This window comes from Syntrophus sp. (in: bacteria), from assembly GCF_040768185.1.
GTDB lineage: Bacteria > Desulfobacterota > Syntrophia > Syntrophales > Syntrophaceae > Syntrophus > Syntrophus buswellii.
On sequence record NZ_JAXGNC010000001.1, the window covers coordinates 125,986 to 142,048 of the forward strand.

The window sequence follows — 16,063 nt, forward strand, 5'->3', positions numbered from 1 at the left end:
CCAGGAACGAAGAAGGAGGATGAATTCATGAGAATCTACGAAGATAATTCCCGCTCCATCGGCAACACGCCGCTGGTAAAACTGAATTCTTTGACAAAGGGGATGTCGGCGACGGTCCTCGTCAAGGTGGAAGGTCGGAATCCCGCTTATTCGGTAAAATGTCGGATCGGTGCGGCCATGATCTGGAACGCCGAAGAGCGAGGCATTCTTCGCCCGGGAATGGAAATTGTCGAGCCGACAAGCGGCAACACGGGAATTGCCCTGGCTTACGTTGCTGCTGCCCGGAAATATAATCTGACGCTGACGATGCCCGAAACGATGAGCATCGAACGCCGTCGGGTCCTTGCCGCTTTTGGAGCCAATCTGGTGCTGACACCCGGAGCGGAAGGAATGAAAGGGGCGGTCCGTCGGGCGGAGGCTCTGGCGGCTTCGGCGCCGGAGCGATTTTTTCTGCCCCAGCAGTTCAAGAATCCGGCAAATCCCGCGATCCATGAGATGACCACGGCTCCGGAAATCTGGACGGATACGGACGGATCCGTGGATGTCCTCGTGTCCGGCGTAGGGACAGGGGGAACCATTTCGGGGATATCGCGATATATCAAGAAAGCCATGGGTAAGCCGATTCTTTCCGTGGCGGTTGAACCCAAAGAAAGCCCGGTGATTACCCAGCACCTGGCCGGAGAAGAACTACGGCCGAACCCCCACAAGATTCAGGGCATAGGCGCCGGCTTTATCCCCGACAATCTGGATCTGTCGCTGATCGACCAGGTGGAACTCGTGGAAAGCGGGGAAGCTGTGTTGACGGCCCGGAGGCTGGCCCGCGAGGAGGGAATCCTGGTAGGCATCTCCAGTGGAGCCGCTGTGGCTGCCGCTATGCGACTGGCCGGCCGGGAGGAATTTGAGGGCAAGACCTTTGTCGTAATCCTTCCCGATGCCGGTGAGCGATATCTCTCTACTGTCCTGTTTGAGGGGATCGGTGAGTAATTGACGTTCGGAAGTCGAATCCCGTCTCTTTCCTTTCAACGTCCTGAAGGGGGGCGCAATTCAAGTCGGAGATGAGATTACTCCAGTTTCCTGACAGGGGAAAAAGCGGGAGCTGAATATCCCTCTTCCTGAGAGGAGATGTCGGCAACTTCAGTTCTTCAGTGGTGTCTGGGCCTTGAGGCTCAGACACCACTTTTTCTGAAGCAAGGGTTACATTCTCCAGCAGAATCAACTTACTTTTTCATGGATTTTTCGAAAACGGCATCAGCCTTTTTTGCCTTTTCCTCGGCGATCCTGGCCTTTTCCTCGGCGATCCTCGCCCGCTCTTCGGCCCGAGCCGCGGCATCGGCTGCCTTCACTGCGGCCTCTTTGGCATCCTGAGAATCCTTCAATGCCTGATCGGCTTTCATATTAATCTGCTGTTCATCGGCCTGTAATTTCTGAAGGTCAGCCTTCGTTGCGCAACCCACCAGAGTGGCGAGAACAAACAGAATGGAAATCACCCAAAGACTCTTCTTCATCTTCCCGTATCACCTCCTTTCTATAGAAGCTTGCCTATTTTTCAGCACATGCTGAAATTTCTTGCCCGTGATCAGTCCTTCTTGCCCTTTTCCCCCCGCTAAAATTTCTTTTTGTAGGCGTTTAAGTTGAGGGTACTTTAAGATATTTTAGGGGATAATACAAACGTAAAAAAGGGGATCGGCTATCTTTTGCTGGGAGGTTCAATCAAAATGCCTTCCATCTCCAGATCTGTTTTCAAACGTCTGACGGCAAGTTCAGCCGTGCCGAGGTTTTCGAACGGGCCGGCAATGACCCGGTAGCGATTTCCCTTCGGCAGCACCCTCGCAGGGATCGGCGGCCCCTGGTGATTGATGATGGCGGCAGCCCTCTCCGCATCCGTCTTGTCGCCCATCTCAGCAGCCAGAACATACCAGGCGTCCATCTTCAACTCCGGTATTTCCGGCCTGCCGTATAATCTGCCTGGATGCCGGAGTTCTATAACCCTCTCGGCTCCTGTCCCGCTTTTCTGCTGGAACCGGGATACGGCTACTGGGATTCCCTTGCCCTCGGCCAGAACGTTCTCAACTTTTTTCCAGTCAATTCTGTGAGCCGATTTCTTTTCCATAGCCCTCAATTTTGCGTAGATCGTTTTTAACTCAATCGCATCGGAGTCTCCGGAAGAGCCATGGGCTTCCAGGTAAATGACGCCGTTTCGCTGGCCGGTGAGATATGCCTGACGCATGATATTCACAGGGGTGTCGACCGGAGTCTCGTCGTAGAGCTTCTTCACGTCTTCCGGGTAGAGTCGAATGCAGCCATTGGTTGCATTGAGACCGATGCTCGCCGGTTTATTCGTTCCGTGGATCAGATAGGTGGGCTCATCCAGGTATAAAGCATATTCGCCCAGGGGGTTGTCAGGCCCCGGCGGAACTTTTGCGGGCAGGGGGTCCCCTTTCTTTCGATGATCCTCTGCAATGGAGGCGGGCACATACCAAGTCGGCCGGAACATCTTGCGGCTGACATGCATCTGGCCTCTGGGGGTTGGACGTTCAGCGGAACCGATACCGACTGGATAGGTATGAACGGACACCGACTTGCCGTTTTCCTTGAATTGAAAGAGCCTCATGGAGGCTAAGTTGATCACAATCCCCGTTCTGGGGTGGTCCGGCAGGATAAAGCTCATGGGAAGTAAAATGCGCTCCCCGGCAGCAGGAACCCACAGATCTGCCCCGGGATTGGCTGAACTGATTTGATTGATGCCCAGACCGAAGTGCCTCGCAATATCCGGCAGAGTATCCCCTCTTTCGAGCCGAAGAAATGCCAGCCGGCCAATGACATCATCGCCTTTATCAACGGAAAATTTGTTGCGCTCGATTTTTTCTGCCGGGGAGCTTGGGAAGGGATGGGGGTTCGCATTCAAGATCCTTCGCGGTGCGCATCCAGAAAGCACCAGGATGAGGATCAACAGGACAAGGTGGCGGAGAATGTCGGATAAAATGGTCTTTTCAAGTATTCTGCACATCAATCAGACAACGTTGAATCAGAACGAATTAAGCTTTTTTGAAAAAATATCCCGGATCGTTCAGGGCCCGAGGAGGCTCTGCCTTGCGAGGACGAAGCGGACTCTTATGGCCTTATGTCAACCGTAGTTCCATTTGGCACCAGCCTGGCGATTTCTTCGATCTCTTCATCTGTTACGGCAATACAGCCGTTCGTCCAGTCAAATCCTCTGTGAAAATCACCAATCCATGAGAATCCATTCTTAATGCCGTGAATCATGATGTTTCCGCCTGGAGAAACCCCCATTTTTTTTGCTCGATTTTTGTCTCTCTCGTTTGGATAGGAAATATGAAGCGACAGATGATACTTGCTGTCCCGGTTACGTGAATCGATGATGTAGGTTCCCTCCGGGGTTTTGTTGTCGCCCTCCCTTTCTTTCGGACCATTCGGGTCCTTTCCCAGGGCGATCTTGTAGGTCTTCAACACCTGGTCCTTTGAAATCAGCATCAACAGTCGTTCTTTCTTTAAAACCAGGATTCTGTCAGCCGGGCCGGTCCGTGTGATCAAGGCCTTCTTTTCGAGGGCTTCAATCCTTTTTTTCAGTAGAATAACCTCGTTCCCCTTGCTTTGCAGCTCTTTCCCGACTGTCTCAATCTGCTTTTCCTGCGCGGTCATCCTGTTCTCTTTGTTCATGGCATCCTTGACCAGGGATGTCAGCGCCATACTGTTCTGCCGATATCTGCTCTCCGGGTAATCCTTCAGGAGCTTCTGAAAGCATTCCAGGGATTTCTCATAATCTTTCTGCTTGTTTTCAGGATGGGCGTAAATCACACCCATCTCGAAGAGAACCCTGTCTGCCGACTCGGGATAATCGCTCATCATCTGTTCATATTTGTTTAGAGATGCCCGGTAGTTTCCCTGATTGAAGAAATCATTGGCTTCCCGGAGGTTCGACTTGAACAGGAAGCCCTCATAAGAGGGGGTGCACCCAACGATGAGAAACGGCAGGATGACGGCCATGAAACAGGAAAGAAGCGCCTTGATCCTGCTTTGTTCTCCGTCCGGCCGGATGCGGGGAATTTTTGTCATAAGCTCTTGAATCAATCCTTTCCCAAGGGTCCTTAAAGCGGTGTCAATTTCAAGCCTCGGGGCGCATAACTCTTTTGAAATTCATTGCTTTATTGGGGAACGATCGGCGACGTCCTTCCGGTTCTGCTCAGGGGGATCTCGTTAACCCGAGGATACCAAAAAAAGGAAGCCTTCGTCTGCAGTCATCCGGATCTCAGGACTAGCGTCTTGATCCACATGCGGTTTGTGTCTTGACATGTTCAGATGACTGGATCGCCGTTGCTCCAACGGCAGGTTGTTCATAGCACAATTAAGAGAGAATAACTACTGTGAGAATAGCGCTCGAACATCTTCACTTTAAAAGACATTGACAAGCAGCCATAAATCTGTTCAGCATCGCCAGGCTTTTGCTGCGGATCGGCCAGCCGGATTAAACATTCTACAATACCGGGGCGCTTATGGAACTCTTCAAGGAAAAACCGATGTACACCTACCTGATGGTCCTGGTGATATGCGCCAGTGCCGGGTTGCAGGGATGGATGGCCCTGTTCACGAATTTTGCCAAGGAAGTGGTGGGAGTAAACGGCTTTCAGATCGGCGTGGCTCAAGCGGTTCGTGAAATCCCCGGATTTCTGACCTTTATGGTCATGTACGTCCTGTTGATCATGAAGGAGCATCGCTTGTCGGCCTGGTCCGTGGTACTTCTGGGGATCGGAATCGGGGCGACCGGTTATTTTCCAACGTTCCCCGGGATGCTGATGGTAACGGTGATCATGTCGGTTGGCTTTCATTTTTTTGAAACGACGAACAAATCCCTGACGGTTCAGTATTTTGACAGGAGGGATGCGCCCGTTGTCTTTGCCCGGTTGCGTGGGTATGGGGCCCTTGCGAATATTGCCGTCGGGACGATTGTCTGGGGCCTTTCCTTTCTTCTGCCCTATCATCTGAATTTTCTGCTTCTGGGGATCTTTATTTCATCTGCCGGAATTTATATGCTGTCGAAAAATCCCGTTCAGGAGCATGGACTGCAACGGCAGAACAAACTCGTCCTCCGCAGGAAATACTGGCTGTACTATGTCCTGAACTTTCTCAGTGGCGCCCGGAGGCAGATTTTCATTGTCTTTGCCGTCTTCCTTCTCGTCGAAAAATACCGGCTGAGCGTCAGCACCATTGCCGGCATCTATGTCCTGAATTATACTCTGACGTACCTGACCAACCGGTACATCTCCCGGGCCATCAACGTTTACGGCGAGCGGGTGGTCCTCTCCCTGGAGAGCGCCAGCCTCTTTATTCTTTTTCTGGGTTATGCCTTGATCGAAAATGCATGGGTGGCCGTTGTCCTCTACATTCTGGACAGCATCTTCTTCAATTTCGCCATCGGATTGAACACCTATCTCCAGAAAACGGCCGATCCGGGGGATCTGGCGCAAAGCACCGCCATCGGCTTCACGATCAACCATATCTCCGCCGTGGTTATTCCCCTGTTAGGAGGCAGCCTGTGGCTGCTGAACTGGAAGCTTCCCTTCATCATAGGCGCCGGCCTGACCCTTGTTTCGCTGTACTTCACCCAGAAGATAAAAATGCCGCTGCATTGACGAACCGCTTCCCTTTCTCACTTGAAGTGCAGCCGCGGCTCTTCCATGATAACCCGGGTGTCCGGTGGGACGGATTCCGTGATCCAGACATTGCCGCCAATGGTCGACCGGGCGCCGATGGTGGTGTCTCCGCCGAGAATCGTCGCTCCCGAATAGAGGATGACGTCATCTTCGATGGTGGGGTGGCGCTTTTTCCCCCTCCATTGCTCTCCTGCGTCCTTGGGAAGCGAAAGGGCCCCCAGCGTAACCCCCTGGTAGATGCGCACCCCTTTCCCGATCTCCGTGGTCTCACCGATGACGACGCCCGTGCCGTGGTCGATAAAGAAACTTTCGCCGATGGTAGCGCCTGGATGAATGTCGATGCCGGTGATGCTGTGGGCGTATTCCGTCATCATCCGGGGCAGCAGGGGGATTTCCTGTTTGTAAAGCTGGTGGGCGATCCGATAGATGCTGATGGCTAAAATTCCGGGATAACTGAAAATAATTTCGTCCGAACTGCCTGCGGCGGGATCCCCCTCGTAGGCGGCCATCACATCGGTCGAAAGTATTTTCTGCAGACCGGGGATGCTGAGCAGCAGAGTCACCGCTTCCTGATAGCCCTTTTCTTCGCATCCCACACAGGGAAGGCTGTATCGGAAACATTGATGCCGGAAGCTGTGCGTTATCTGCCTGGCCAGCAATTCAAAAAGGACCGTGACCATGGACCCGATTTCATAATTCAGATTGACCGGATCGATATTCTCCCGGGAGAAATACCCGGGAAAGAGAAGCTGGCGCGTGCGGCTCAGGATTTCCTTGACGGCCTGCCTGGAGGGGATCCGTTCCGGGCTGATATGGGATAAACGGGTCTCTTTCTGGCAGGAGTCCACAATGGAATCGATGATCTGCGGGAGGGTTTCGCGGTAACGGGACCGTGATGTCGCGTCGGCCTTGCACGTTTTTGTTTCCTGCTCCAGATTTCCGGGTCCTTCCATGTTCATAACCTCCTGGTACTTGGGATTTTCAATTGGGTTCCGGAATGCTCTCCCGATGGAAAGAGCATTTGTTTACCCTGGATTCAGATGATGGACCGAATGCCATTACCCCATAAGCATATCCGGCAACACGGTGTTCATACTTCCGGAACGGAATCCGTCGAGATCGATGGCGACATAGGGAAAGCCGAACTTGTGCACCGTGGCGGCAATCAACTCCCTGAGGTTCCAGGCCCTTTCCAGTTCAGCCTTTCCGAACTCCAACCGTGCCACGGGAAAGTGGTCCCGAACCCTGATTTCCAGAAACCCCAGCGAGAGGAGAAAACTCTCCGTCTGATCGATTCTGGCCAGGGCTTCCACCGTAATGGCCCGGCCATAGGGTATCCGGGACGCCAGGCAGGCGTAAGCCGGTTTGCACCAGGTGGGAAGATTTTCCCTTCTTGACCATTCTCGGATCTCCGTTTTGGATAACCCCACTTCCTGCAGAGGGCTTCGGACATTCATCTCCCGAGCGGCACGGTGGCCGGGACGGTAATCCGCCAGGTCATCATAATTGTCGCCGGCGAGAAGAACGGAAAAATTTTCTTCTTCCGAGATGCTCTTCAATTCCCGAAATAAGGTCAGCTTGCAGAAATAACAACGTTCCGGCGGGTTGCGGATGAAATGGGCCTCTGCAAATTCTTGAGTGAAGATGACCTGATGACGGAATCCAAACTGAGCAGCCAGTTCCTTTGCTGCAACGAGTTCAGATTCCGGATGAACGGGGGAAGCTGCCGTGACCGCCAGGAAGCGGTTTCCCAGTATCCGGTGGGCGATGACGGCCAGCAGGGTGCTGTCGACTCCGCCGGAAAACGCCAGGACGGCGCTCGGGAAGGTTGATATCAGGTTCTGGAGGGCATCGAGTTTTTGTTCGCTCATGGTCCTGTTCTCCTGCTGCGTGCTTTTATGATACAAAATCTTCCAGTTCCTCCCAGCGCTGATAGGCCTGTTCCAGCTCCCGCTCCAGAGCCTCCAGCCGCGCGTTGGTTCCGGCCACCGCGGTGGAATCGCCCCTGGCGTAGAATTGAGGCGAACTCAGGATGGCGTAAATCCCCGCCTTCTCTTGTTCCAGGGCCTCGATTCTCCGGGGCAGAGCCTCCAACTCCCGCGTCTCTTTGTAGGATAGTTTCCGCTGTTCCGGAACCCTCTTCTCCCGTCCAGGTTTTTCCGCCCTGTCCGGCGTCTCCCGGCTGGCTGGGGCGGGCCTCTGGCGAAGCCAGTCGTCATATCCGCCCACATATTCCTCCAGGCGTCCGTTCCCTGCGAAAACAAGGGTGGACGTGGCGACGTTGTTCAGAAAGGCGCGGTCATGGCTGACCAGCAGGATCGTTCCGCCGTAATTGAGAAGCCTCTCCTCCAGAAGCTCCAGAGTTTCTGAATCAAGGTCATTGGTGGGTTCGTCAAGGACCAGGACATTGGACGGGACACTGAAGAGTTTGGCCAGGAGAAGGCGGTTGCGCTCACCGCCGGAAAGGGATCGGACAGGCGACAGGATCCGTTCAGGCGGGAAAAGGAAATCCTGAAGATACCCGACAACATGCCGCGGCGCAGCTCCCGTGAAGACCGTTTCGTTGCCGCCGGCGATATTATCTTTGAGGGTGCGCTCTTCGTCCAATTGAGCCCGGAGCTGATCGAAGTAGGCGACCTCCAGGCCGGCGCCGAGGCGCAGCCGGCCGTGCTGAGGCGTCAGCTCTCCCAGGAGGATCTTGAGCAGCGTTGTTTTTCCCGATCCGTTGGGGCCGAGAATGCCCACCTTGTCGCCGCGCAGGACGGTGGTGGAAAAGTTCCGGATAATAACCCGGTCGCCGAAGGAAAAATCGATCCCTTCGGCATGGACGACGAGCTTTCCGCTGCGCTGCGCCTCCGAAATGGCCATCCGCGCGGTTTCCGCCCGTTCCCTGCGCAGGGCCCGTTCGCGGCGCAGCTGCTCCAGAGCCCTCAGCCTGCCTTCGTTCCGGGTGCGGCGGGCCTTGATCCCCTGACGCAGCCAGATTTCCTCCTTTGCGAGCTTCCGGTCGAAGTCCTGCCAGGCCTTCTCTTCCGCGTCCAGCATGGCCTGCCGGCGTTCGAGATAGGCATCGTAAGGGCAATCGAAGGAAAGAAGCCGGCCCCGGTCCACCTCCACAATGCGGGTTGCCAGCTTCTGAAGAAAGGCACGGTCATGGGTCACAAAGATGACCGTCCGGCTGAACTTGAGTAGAAACTCTTCCAGCCGGAGGATGGTGTCAATGTCCAGATGATTGGTGGGTTCATCCAGCAGGAGAAGGTCCGGATCAGCCGCCAGGGCCCTGGCCAGAAAGACCCGGCGTTTCAGTCCTGCCGAGAGGGTGCGAAATTCGATGTTTTCGCCGATGCCGCTCTGGGAAATCAGATTTTCGACCCGCTGGTGAAAATGCCAGGCACCGGATGTCTCCATGATGTGCTGAACCCGTTCGAGCTTTTTCAGAGAATCCAGGTCTGCGTTTTGAGAAAGACGGCCCGTCAATTCGTGATATTGCCTCAGCAGCTCCAGGTGTTCCGGTGCACCGGAGGAAACGATCTCGTAGACCGTACCCGGCAGATCGTCGGGGACATCCTGCGGAAGCAGGGCAATCCGGGCGTCGGGGCTTTTAACGACCTCTCCTTCATCAGGGGGGAGGTCCCCGTTCAGCATGTTCAGAAGGGTTGATTTTCCGGCTGCGTTGCGGCCCACCAGTCCGATGCGCTCACCCTCCTCGATCCGGAGTGTTGCTCCTTCCAGGAGAAGAGGCCCTCCGAGGCTCAGGGTGACATCATGAATCCATACGAATGCCATCGCCAGTTCCTGTATCCCTTCTGCCGAAATCTCCGCTCTGTCCCGGAAATTTCGTGGCTGAGGGGAAAAAAGATTTTACCTGCCGCAAAAGAGGCGGATTTCTCCACTTCCTCTTTGAAACATTGAAATTGCTTTTATCGGGTTTCAAAGGTATTTACCATGACGTATCGGGAAAGAGTAGGGGAATCATGAAATTTGAGAAATACGCCATCTCCGAGGCGATCAAGAAGAATCTTGCCCAGCTCGGCTTCAAGAGGCCGACGGACATCCAGTTTAAATCCATTCCGCCGATTCTCAAGGGGGAGGATGTCCTGGCCATAGCGCAGACGGGAACAGGGAAGACGGCCGCTTTCGCCATCCCCATGATTGACAGAATTCACCGGAAAAAAGGCCGTCAGCGGGTTTTCGGCATCACGTGCATCGTTCTGGTGCCCACCAGGGAACTGGCCCTGCAGATTGGCGGGGTATTTGCCGCGCTGTCGAAGCACACACGGGTGAAATCTTATCCCGTGATCGGCGGCGTCGAGCAGGATGCTCAGATTGCACGGCTCCAGGATGGGATCGACGTGCTGATTGCCACCCCGGGGCGGATGTTCGATCTCATCCACCAGGGATTCATCCGGCTGGATTCCCTGGAGACCCTGATTCTGGATGAAGCGGATCATATGCTGGATCTGGGATTTATCAAGGACATTCAGGCCGTCAAAAGAATGCTCCATCGAAAACATCAGACACTGTTCTTTTCGGCAACCATCAATCCGGAGATCAAGAAACTCGCTTTTTCCCAGGTAAAAAGTACGGCGATCCGTATTTCGATATCCCCCGACGATCCCGTGGCCGCCAATGTCTCCCATGCGGTCCTCTTTGTGGAGATGGATGACAAGCGGTTCTTCCTGGAGCGCTTCATCAAGGAGCACTGGGACAGCAAGATCCTGGTCTTTGTCCGGACCCGGGTGCGGGCGGAGCGGGTTGCCAAAGCCATGGAACGGGTAGGGATTGAGGCTCTCACCATTCATGGCGAAAAGGACCAGGAAGAACGATCCCTTGTGCTCAGCAGGTTCAAGGAGGGGACAGTCAATCTTCTCATTGCAACGGATGTCAGCGCGCGCGGCATTGATATCCCGGATGTCAACTACGTGATCAACTATGATCTGCCGGATAAGGCGGAAAATTACGTCCACCGGGTGGGAAGAACAGGGCGGGGTTCCCACAAGGGGGTTGCCCTTTCCTTCTGCAGCACGGAAGAGAAAGAGCGCCTGGAGGAAATCCGGCAGTTCCTGAACAGGGAGATTGAGGTTGTCAAGATCGGGAAAAACGATTACGATTTCACCTTGACCCTCTCCAGCAGGAAAACCGGTGCCGAGGCGCTGATCGAAGAGCACGAAGCCTGGATCAGGTCCAGGAGGAGAAAGAAATCCTGAATGATCAGGACGCGGTATGACTGAAGCGGTTGATCTGACGAACGTATCCATGAGGAGGAGAAGATCATGTCTGACAGAGAGATCTATATTACAAAATTTGACCTGGAGCGATTGTGGAGCCTGATTGATGAAATCCGCCAGCACGACGACAAGAGGAAGGCAAACCTTGATATGCTTGAAAAGGAGCTGGACCGGGGGCTTGTCGTCGAACCGGACGAAATCCCGAAGGATGTCATTACGATGAATTCCAGGATCGTTTTTACGGACCTGGATTCCGGGGCAACCATGACGGTCTCGCTGGTCTTTCCTTCCGATGCGAATTTTGAAAAGAAAAGAATCTCCATCCTGTCTCCCATTGGAACGGCGCTGCTTGGATATCGTGTGGGGGATACCGTTGAGTGGAATGTTCCTTCCGGAACGAAGCGTCTGAGGGTGGATAACGTCGTCTACCAGCCGGAGGCAGCCGGTGATTATCACCTGTAGGGAACGAGGAAGTCGGTTCCCGGGAAATTCCTGCCAAATCCCAAGAAGCGGGTTATCGGCCGTTTGAAGAAATTTGACGTTCCGGCCGATTGAAATCCGAGAACGTCAGCGGCTTTCCGGGTAACCCCCGTTCTGAGGCTTTGATTTCAATCGGTGGGGGAGAATGGACCGACGGAATCAGGCCCGCTTTTTTCATATAGGAAAAATGTCTTTTGAAGGGTAACTGGAGAAGAATGACCGGACCGCGGACGGCAAGAACCCGAGGATAAAGAATGGAGCATGAAACCGGCAGCAACAAGGAGTTCACCATGCATTTCAGGGAGCATCATCGGAAGGCCGCTTGCTGGGCGTTTGCCTGTTTGCTGGGCCTTCTGGTCACGGTAAGACCCGTTTCTGCAGACACATCCCTGCAGCGGGAATTGATTGAAAGCGAGCAGCATGAAACGATCGAACCGGAGAAACGCAAAGGGGTTCTGGGAAAGGCCCACTACTATAACAAAAGCTTCCGGAACAAAAGAACCAGTTCCGGTGCGCTCTACAATCCCGAGAAACTGACGGCGGCCCATCCGACGCTGCCTCTGGGTTCCCGGGTCAAGGTCTTAAATCTCGACAACCAAAAGTCCGTCATCGTGACGGTCAATGACCGCTGCCGAAACCACGGGTATGAGTTGATCGATTTGTCCCATGCAGCGGCGCGTGAACTGGGTTTTCTTGGCAGGGGGACGGCTATGGTCAGGATCACGAAACTCGACGAGGCCGCGCAGTAGGAATCCGGATTTTTCTGTCGTGGCAGCGGCGGAACTGAATTTTCAGGAGCACGATTTCCCGCTCCTTGTGAAATGGAAATCCTATTTCCTGAACCTTCTTTTGATCCCGGTTAGTGCGAGGAGACCGGTACCCAGCAGAAGGATCGGAGCAACAATGGGTACGGGCCTGGGTGGCTTGGGAGGGGGCTCCTTGGGTTCCTCCGGGTGGTCGTGGGATGGCGGATGCGGCCGGTCGTCTGGAGTGTGATGCGGAATGATCACAGGCGGGACCACAATTCTGGAATCGGCCAATGTTCTCCCGATCAGCTCTTCAGGGATAAGCGTTTCGGCCGGTTCCGGAGGCGCCGGATAGGTGTTGACATTCAGGGGCTGTGGACCGGCAGCGGGTTCTGCCTCCAACTCGGGTTCCGCATAGGCGGGAGGGGCGGCTGCGTAACTGTTGCAGCACATCGTTCTGACGGTTGTATCGCCGTCGGTGATATATCCGTCGCCGGCCGGCAGCGTGATCGGCGTCTTTTTTCGAAAGATCGTATCGTCTTTCCTGTAATATACGTAGGCCCGCGTGGCTTTGTCCAGTCTGCCCATTTTCGCGTTTTCCCATTTGAATCCCGTAAAGTGCGTTTTCAGCACCGGGTCGCTGAGCACCGCCTTGCGGAAATCGTCAAGGGAATGAATGGAGTTCTTTTTACATAGCCCGTACCACTTTCCATTTCCTTCAAAGCTGGCATCTTCAAACTCCTGCCTGGCCGATTCTTTTTGAAGGCCTTCGGTCTGTTTGACGGCTCCGGGGGCAGGGGGCTGTTTCTGCTCCTTTGCCGGGGAGTAAAGGAAAACCGCCAGGATGGCCAGGATCAGGATGAAAACGATGGCGGCAACATTTCGTCTGCGGCGGTTGAGCTGGTTCATAACTCTCTGCTCCCATCCCCAAGGAATATCAGCTCGATGTCTTTGTGTCGGTCATCGGCTGAATCTCCGGTTTTAGAATCCGGGAATGTTAGGGATGATCTTCAGGAAGTTGATGCAATTAAAGCGCCACTCCTGGAATATTCCCTCCGGCGGTGGAAGTAATTGTAATTATTTTGGTTATCTTTCTTTATTGACACATGAAAAGACGGGTTTTATACTGACACCGTCAAAAATAATGTCTTACCGAACCTAGATGAAATAAGTTATCGAACTTTCCTCCATGTGCCATTCCGGGAGGAACAGGCGCCTGGAGTCGACCCATTCCAACGCCAATAGTCATAAAGATGACGCCGGCCACAACTATGAAGAAAGCGGGATTGATCATATGGATTCTTGGCGTTCTCTTCGGTCTCGCCTTTGTCAAAACCGGTATGGCGGCTGACAGATTTCATATCGATGAGGAGGTCTTGAAAAAAGCGGAAGAACGGTTCGGCAGAGCGGCTCCGGGCCGGTTGATCGCCTGGGAACATCTCGTCCGTCAAGGGAGGACTCAGTCGGACCTGGAGACGCTTGACAGGGTCAATTCGTTCTTTAACAGCACCGTTTCCTATGCCGAAGATCTTCATCTCTGGGGTGTGAATGATTACTGGGCGACGCCGGTGGAATTGCTCAGCCTGGGGGCAGGGGATTGTGAAGATTACGCCATTGCCAAATATTTTACTCTGAAGGCCATGGGAATCTCGGAAGAAAAGCTGAACATTGCCTATGTTAAAGCCCTGGAGATCAACAGGCCACACATGGTCCTTACCTATTACCGTGACCCAGGGGAAGAACCCCTTATCCTCGATAATCTCATCAACGCCATCAAGCCTTCTTCACAGCGGGGCGATTTATCGCCCATATTCAGTTTCAACGGTTCCGGTCTCTGGATGGCCCAGCAACGGGGGCGGGGCAGCATAACCGCCAGCAGCCGGCTCAGAAAATGGAGAGATCTCCTTACGCGAATGTCGGATCACAAAATCTGAACGAGGGGTTAAGAATGACACTCTTTAAGCAGCTCATCCTCTTCACCTTGATGCTGTTCCTGATTCTGTTTACGGGAACATTGCTTCTCAGCTTCAACAATACCCGTTCTTTTCTGCTCAATCAGCTTGAATCCCATGCGCAGGATACGGCGACATCTCTGGGGCTGGCGATTTCACAACGGGCCGTCGAAGAGGACCGGGCCAGTTTAGAAAGCATGATCAACGCCGTCTTCGATCGGGGATATTACCAGACCATCCGGTACGTCAACGTGGAGGGAAAGGTCGTCGTGGAGCGTCAGCTTGCCGTGACGTTCGAGGATGTGCCATCCTGGTTCATTGCCCTGGCCCCCCTCGATCCCCCCGAGGCAAGTGCGAATGTCATGGCCGGCTGGCGGCAGGGGGGAAAGATTTATGTAAGGAGCCACCCGGGATTTGCCTACTCTGCCCTGTGGAAAGACAGTGCGAGAATGACCCTCTGGTTTCTTTCCTGCGCCGTGTTCGTGTTTCTCGTGGGAGGGCTCGGATTGCGGCTGCTTCTGAGGCCGCTGGCGCTCGTGCAGCGCCAGGCTGACGCGATCTGCAGGAAGGAGTATGAAAGTCAGGAACCTCTGCCGCGGACAAGGGAACTCCGCCAGGTGGTTATCGCCATGAACCGGATGACCTTCAAGGTGAAGGAGATGTTCGAGGAGCAGGCCGCCTTTGCGGAGGGGTTCCGGGAGCATGCCTATTTCGATTCCCTGACGGGGCTGGGAAATCGCCGCTACTTCGAAATGCAGATGCGGTCCAGGCAGGAAGAGCGTGAAGGAGCCGGAGGCGGCCTTCTCCTGCTTGTCCAGATCCGCGATCTGCAGCGCCTCAACCGGCAGCGAGGCCTTCAGGCCGGAGACGAGCTGTTGAAAGCGGCCGCGTTCATCCTCCGGGACCTCGCGCAGTCCTGTTCCAATCCTGTCCTTGCACGGCTTACGGGAGGGGATTTTGCCGCCTTTCTGCCCGATTCGCTGTCCTGGGAGGCTCCGAAGATTGCGGAGAAGACGGCGAATGCCTTAAGCCGCCTTGCCGAGAGGAAGCTATCGGCGACGGAGAATGTGGCCAATATCGGCGCCGTGACCTATGACACCCCCACGGCACTTGGCAGCCTGTTGTCGGAGGCCGACCTGGCCTTGAGGACGGCGCAGCAGAAGGGGCCAAATGCCTGGCATATCCGGGGAATTACGGAAGAGACGGAAAAATTGCACGCCGGAGAGCAGCAATGGAGGCGCACACTGGAAGACGTGTTGCAGGCGCGGAGAATCCGGTTCGATGCTCAAGCTGTAGTGAGAACGGCAGTCCGGAATGACTGCATGCATCTGGAAGTCTTCTCGAGGATCGTTCGAGGAGAGGACGGCGTGGAATTTCGTGCGGAGCTCTTTCTGCCCTTTGCGGAGCGCCTGGGGCTTGTTTCTCTCCTGGATCGCATTGTCCTGGAAGAGGCGATGCGCCTCGATCGGCAGAAACTCGGCGTTGACGCCGTGGCCGTGAACATTTCCCCTGCCTCCCTTCATGACGATGACTTCCGCAGCTGGCTGCATTCCGCCCTGAGGGACCTGCCTCCGTCGGCTCCGCGCCTTGTCTTTGAATTCGCCGAATCCGCGGCCATCCGAAGCCTTGATTCCGTCAGGCAGTTTCGGGAGCATATCCGGCAGTGGGGGCACGCCGTGGCCTTGGACCATTACGGGCAGAGTCTCTCCAGGCTGGGCTATCTGCAGCTCCTGCGTCCCGATTATGTGAAGGTTGACCGGGCGTACACGGAAGCGCTGAAGGATTCGGCGGGCGACAGCCGATTCTACATCGGGTCGCTCTGCAGTGTTGCCCACAGCATCGATGTCCTGGTGATAGCGGAGGGTGTGGAGACGGAGGAGCAGATTGATATGCTCAAAACACTGAATATCGACGGGTTGCAGGGGTATGCCATCGATCGTCCGAAGCCGATGGCAGGGAATTCAGCGGGAAGCTGAATCTTATCCTGA

The 16,063-nt window shown here is 54.6% G+C and carries 14 protein-coding genes; 7 read left to right on the forward strand and 7 right to left on the reverse strand.

Annotation, left to right across the window (positions count from 1 at the left end):
• Positions 1-27 precede the first annotated feature (27 nt).
• Positions 28-984: a cysteine synthase A gene (gene cysK / locus AB3175_RS00595; protein WP_367359002.1), complete on the forward strand. Its 957-nt coding sequence runs from the start codon at positions 28-30 to the stop codon at positions 982-984.
• Between the two features lie 233 nt (positions 985-1,217).
• Here cysK and AB3175_RS00600 read toward each other — a convergent pair whose 3' ends face one another.
• From AB3175_RS00600 to AB3175_RS00610, 3 genes are all read right to left on the reverse strand, one after another.
• Entirely contained in the window at positions 1,218-1,505 is a 288-nt protein-coding gene (locus AB3175_RS00600) for an Lpp/OprI family alanine-zipper lipoprotein (RefSeq protein WP_367359003.1), read from the reverse strand.
• Between the two features lie 182 nt (positions 1,506-1,687).
• Complete coding sequence (locus tag AB3175_RS00605; protein WP_367359004.1) at positions 1,688-3,007, reverse strand: L,D-transpeptidase family protein; 1,320 nt, start codon at positions 3,005-3,007, stop codon at positions 1,688-1,690.
• Between the two features lie 104 nt (positions 3,008-3,111).
• Positions 3,112-4,074, reverse strand: a complete 963-nt coding sequence (locus AB3175_RS00610; protein ID WP_367359005.1) for a L,D-transpeptidase family protein — start codon at positions 4,072-4,074, stop codon at positions 3,112-3,114.
• Positions 4,075-4,511: 437 nt separating this feature from the next.
• Between AB3175_RS00610 and AB3175_RS00615 the strand changes: the two genes are divergently transcribed.
• Complete coding sequence (locus tag AB3175_RS00615; RefSeq protein ID WP_367359006.1) at positions 4,512-5,648, forward strand: MFS transporter; 1,137 nt, start codon at positions 4,512-4,514, stop codon at positions 5,646-5,648.
• A 17-nt stretch (positions 5,649-5,665) separates the two neighbouring features.
• Here the strand turns inward: AB3175_RS00615 and epsC are convergent, their stop codons facing one another.
• The 3 genes from epsC to AB3175_RS00630 form a co-directional block, all read right to left on the reverse strand.
• Entirely contained in the window at positions 5,666-6,622 is a 957-nt protein-coding gene (gene epsC, locus AB3175_RS00620; protein ID WP_367359007.1) for a serine O-acetyltransferase EpsC, read from the reverse strand.
• Between the two features lie 105 nt (positions 6,623-6,727).
• Positions 6,728-7,540 carry an ATP-dependent sacrificial sulfur transferase LarE gene (gene larE, locus AB3175_RS00625; RefSeq protein WP_367359008.1) on the reverse strand — a complete coding sequence of 271 codons (813 nt, stop codon included), beginning with the start codon at positions 7,538-7,540 and terminating at the stop codon, positions 6,728-6,730.
• A gap of 25 nt (positions 7,541-7,565) precedes the next feature.
• Positions 7,566-9,455: an ATP-binding cassette domain-containing protein gene (locus AB3175_RS00630; protein ID WP_367359009.1), complete on the reverse strand. Its 1,890-nt coding sequence runs from the start codon at positions 9,453-9,455 to the stop codon at positions 7,566-7,568.
• Between the two features lie 188 nt (positions 9,456-9,643).
• On the opposite strand from AB3175_RS00630, the gene AB3175_RS00635 reads away from it, so the two are divergent.
• From AB3175_RS00635 to AB3175_RS00645, 3 genes are all read left to right on the forward strand, one after another.
• On the forward strand, positions 9,644-10,876 hold the full coding sequence (locus AB3175_RS00635; protein ID WP_367359010.1) for a DEAD/DEAH box helicase: 1,233 nt from the start codon (positions 9,644-9,646) through the stop codon (positions 10,874-10,876).
• Positions 10,877-10,942: 66 nt separating this feature from the next.
• Positions 10,943-11,359: a nucleoside diphosphate kinase regulator gene (gene rnk / locus AB3175_RS00640; protein ID WP_367359011.1), complete on the forward strand. Its 417-nt coding sequence runs from the start codon at positions 10,943-10,945 to the stop codon at positions 11,357-11,359.
• Between the two features lie 272 nt (positions 11,360-11,631).
• Entirely contained in the window at positions 11,632-12,126 is a 495-nt protein-coding gene (locus AB3175_RS00645; RefSeq protein ID WP_367359012.1) for a septal ring lytic transglycosylase RlpA family protein, read from the forward strand.
• 81 nt (positions 12,127-12,207) lie between these two features.
• Here AB3175_RS00645 and AB3175_RS00650 read toward each other — a convergent pair whose 3' ends face one another.
• Entirely contained in the window at positions 12,208-13,032 is an 825-nt protein-coding gene (locus AB3175_RS00650) for a hypothetical protein (RefSeq protein ID WP_367359013.1), read from the reverse strand.
• 377 nt (positions 13,033-13,409) lie between these two features.
• Here AB3175_RS00650 and AB3175_RS00655 point away from each other — a divergent pair, with 377 nt between their 5' ends.
• Both AB3175_RS00655 and AB3175_RS00660 read left to right on the forward strand, forming a co-directional pair.
• A complete protein-coding gene (locus AB3175_RS00655; RefSeq protein ID WP_367359014.1) occupies positions 13,410-14,057 on the forward strand; it encodes a transglutaminase-like cysteine peptidase in 648 nt (215 codons plus the stop codon).
• A 14-nt stretch (positions 14,058-14,071) separates the two neighbouring features.
• A complete protein-coding gene (locus AB3175_RS00660) occupies positions 14,072-16,051 on the forward strand; it encodes an EAL domain-containing protein (protein ID WP_367359015.1) in 1,980 nt (659 codons plus the stop codon).
• Positions 16,052-16,063: the final 12 nt, after the last annotated feature.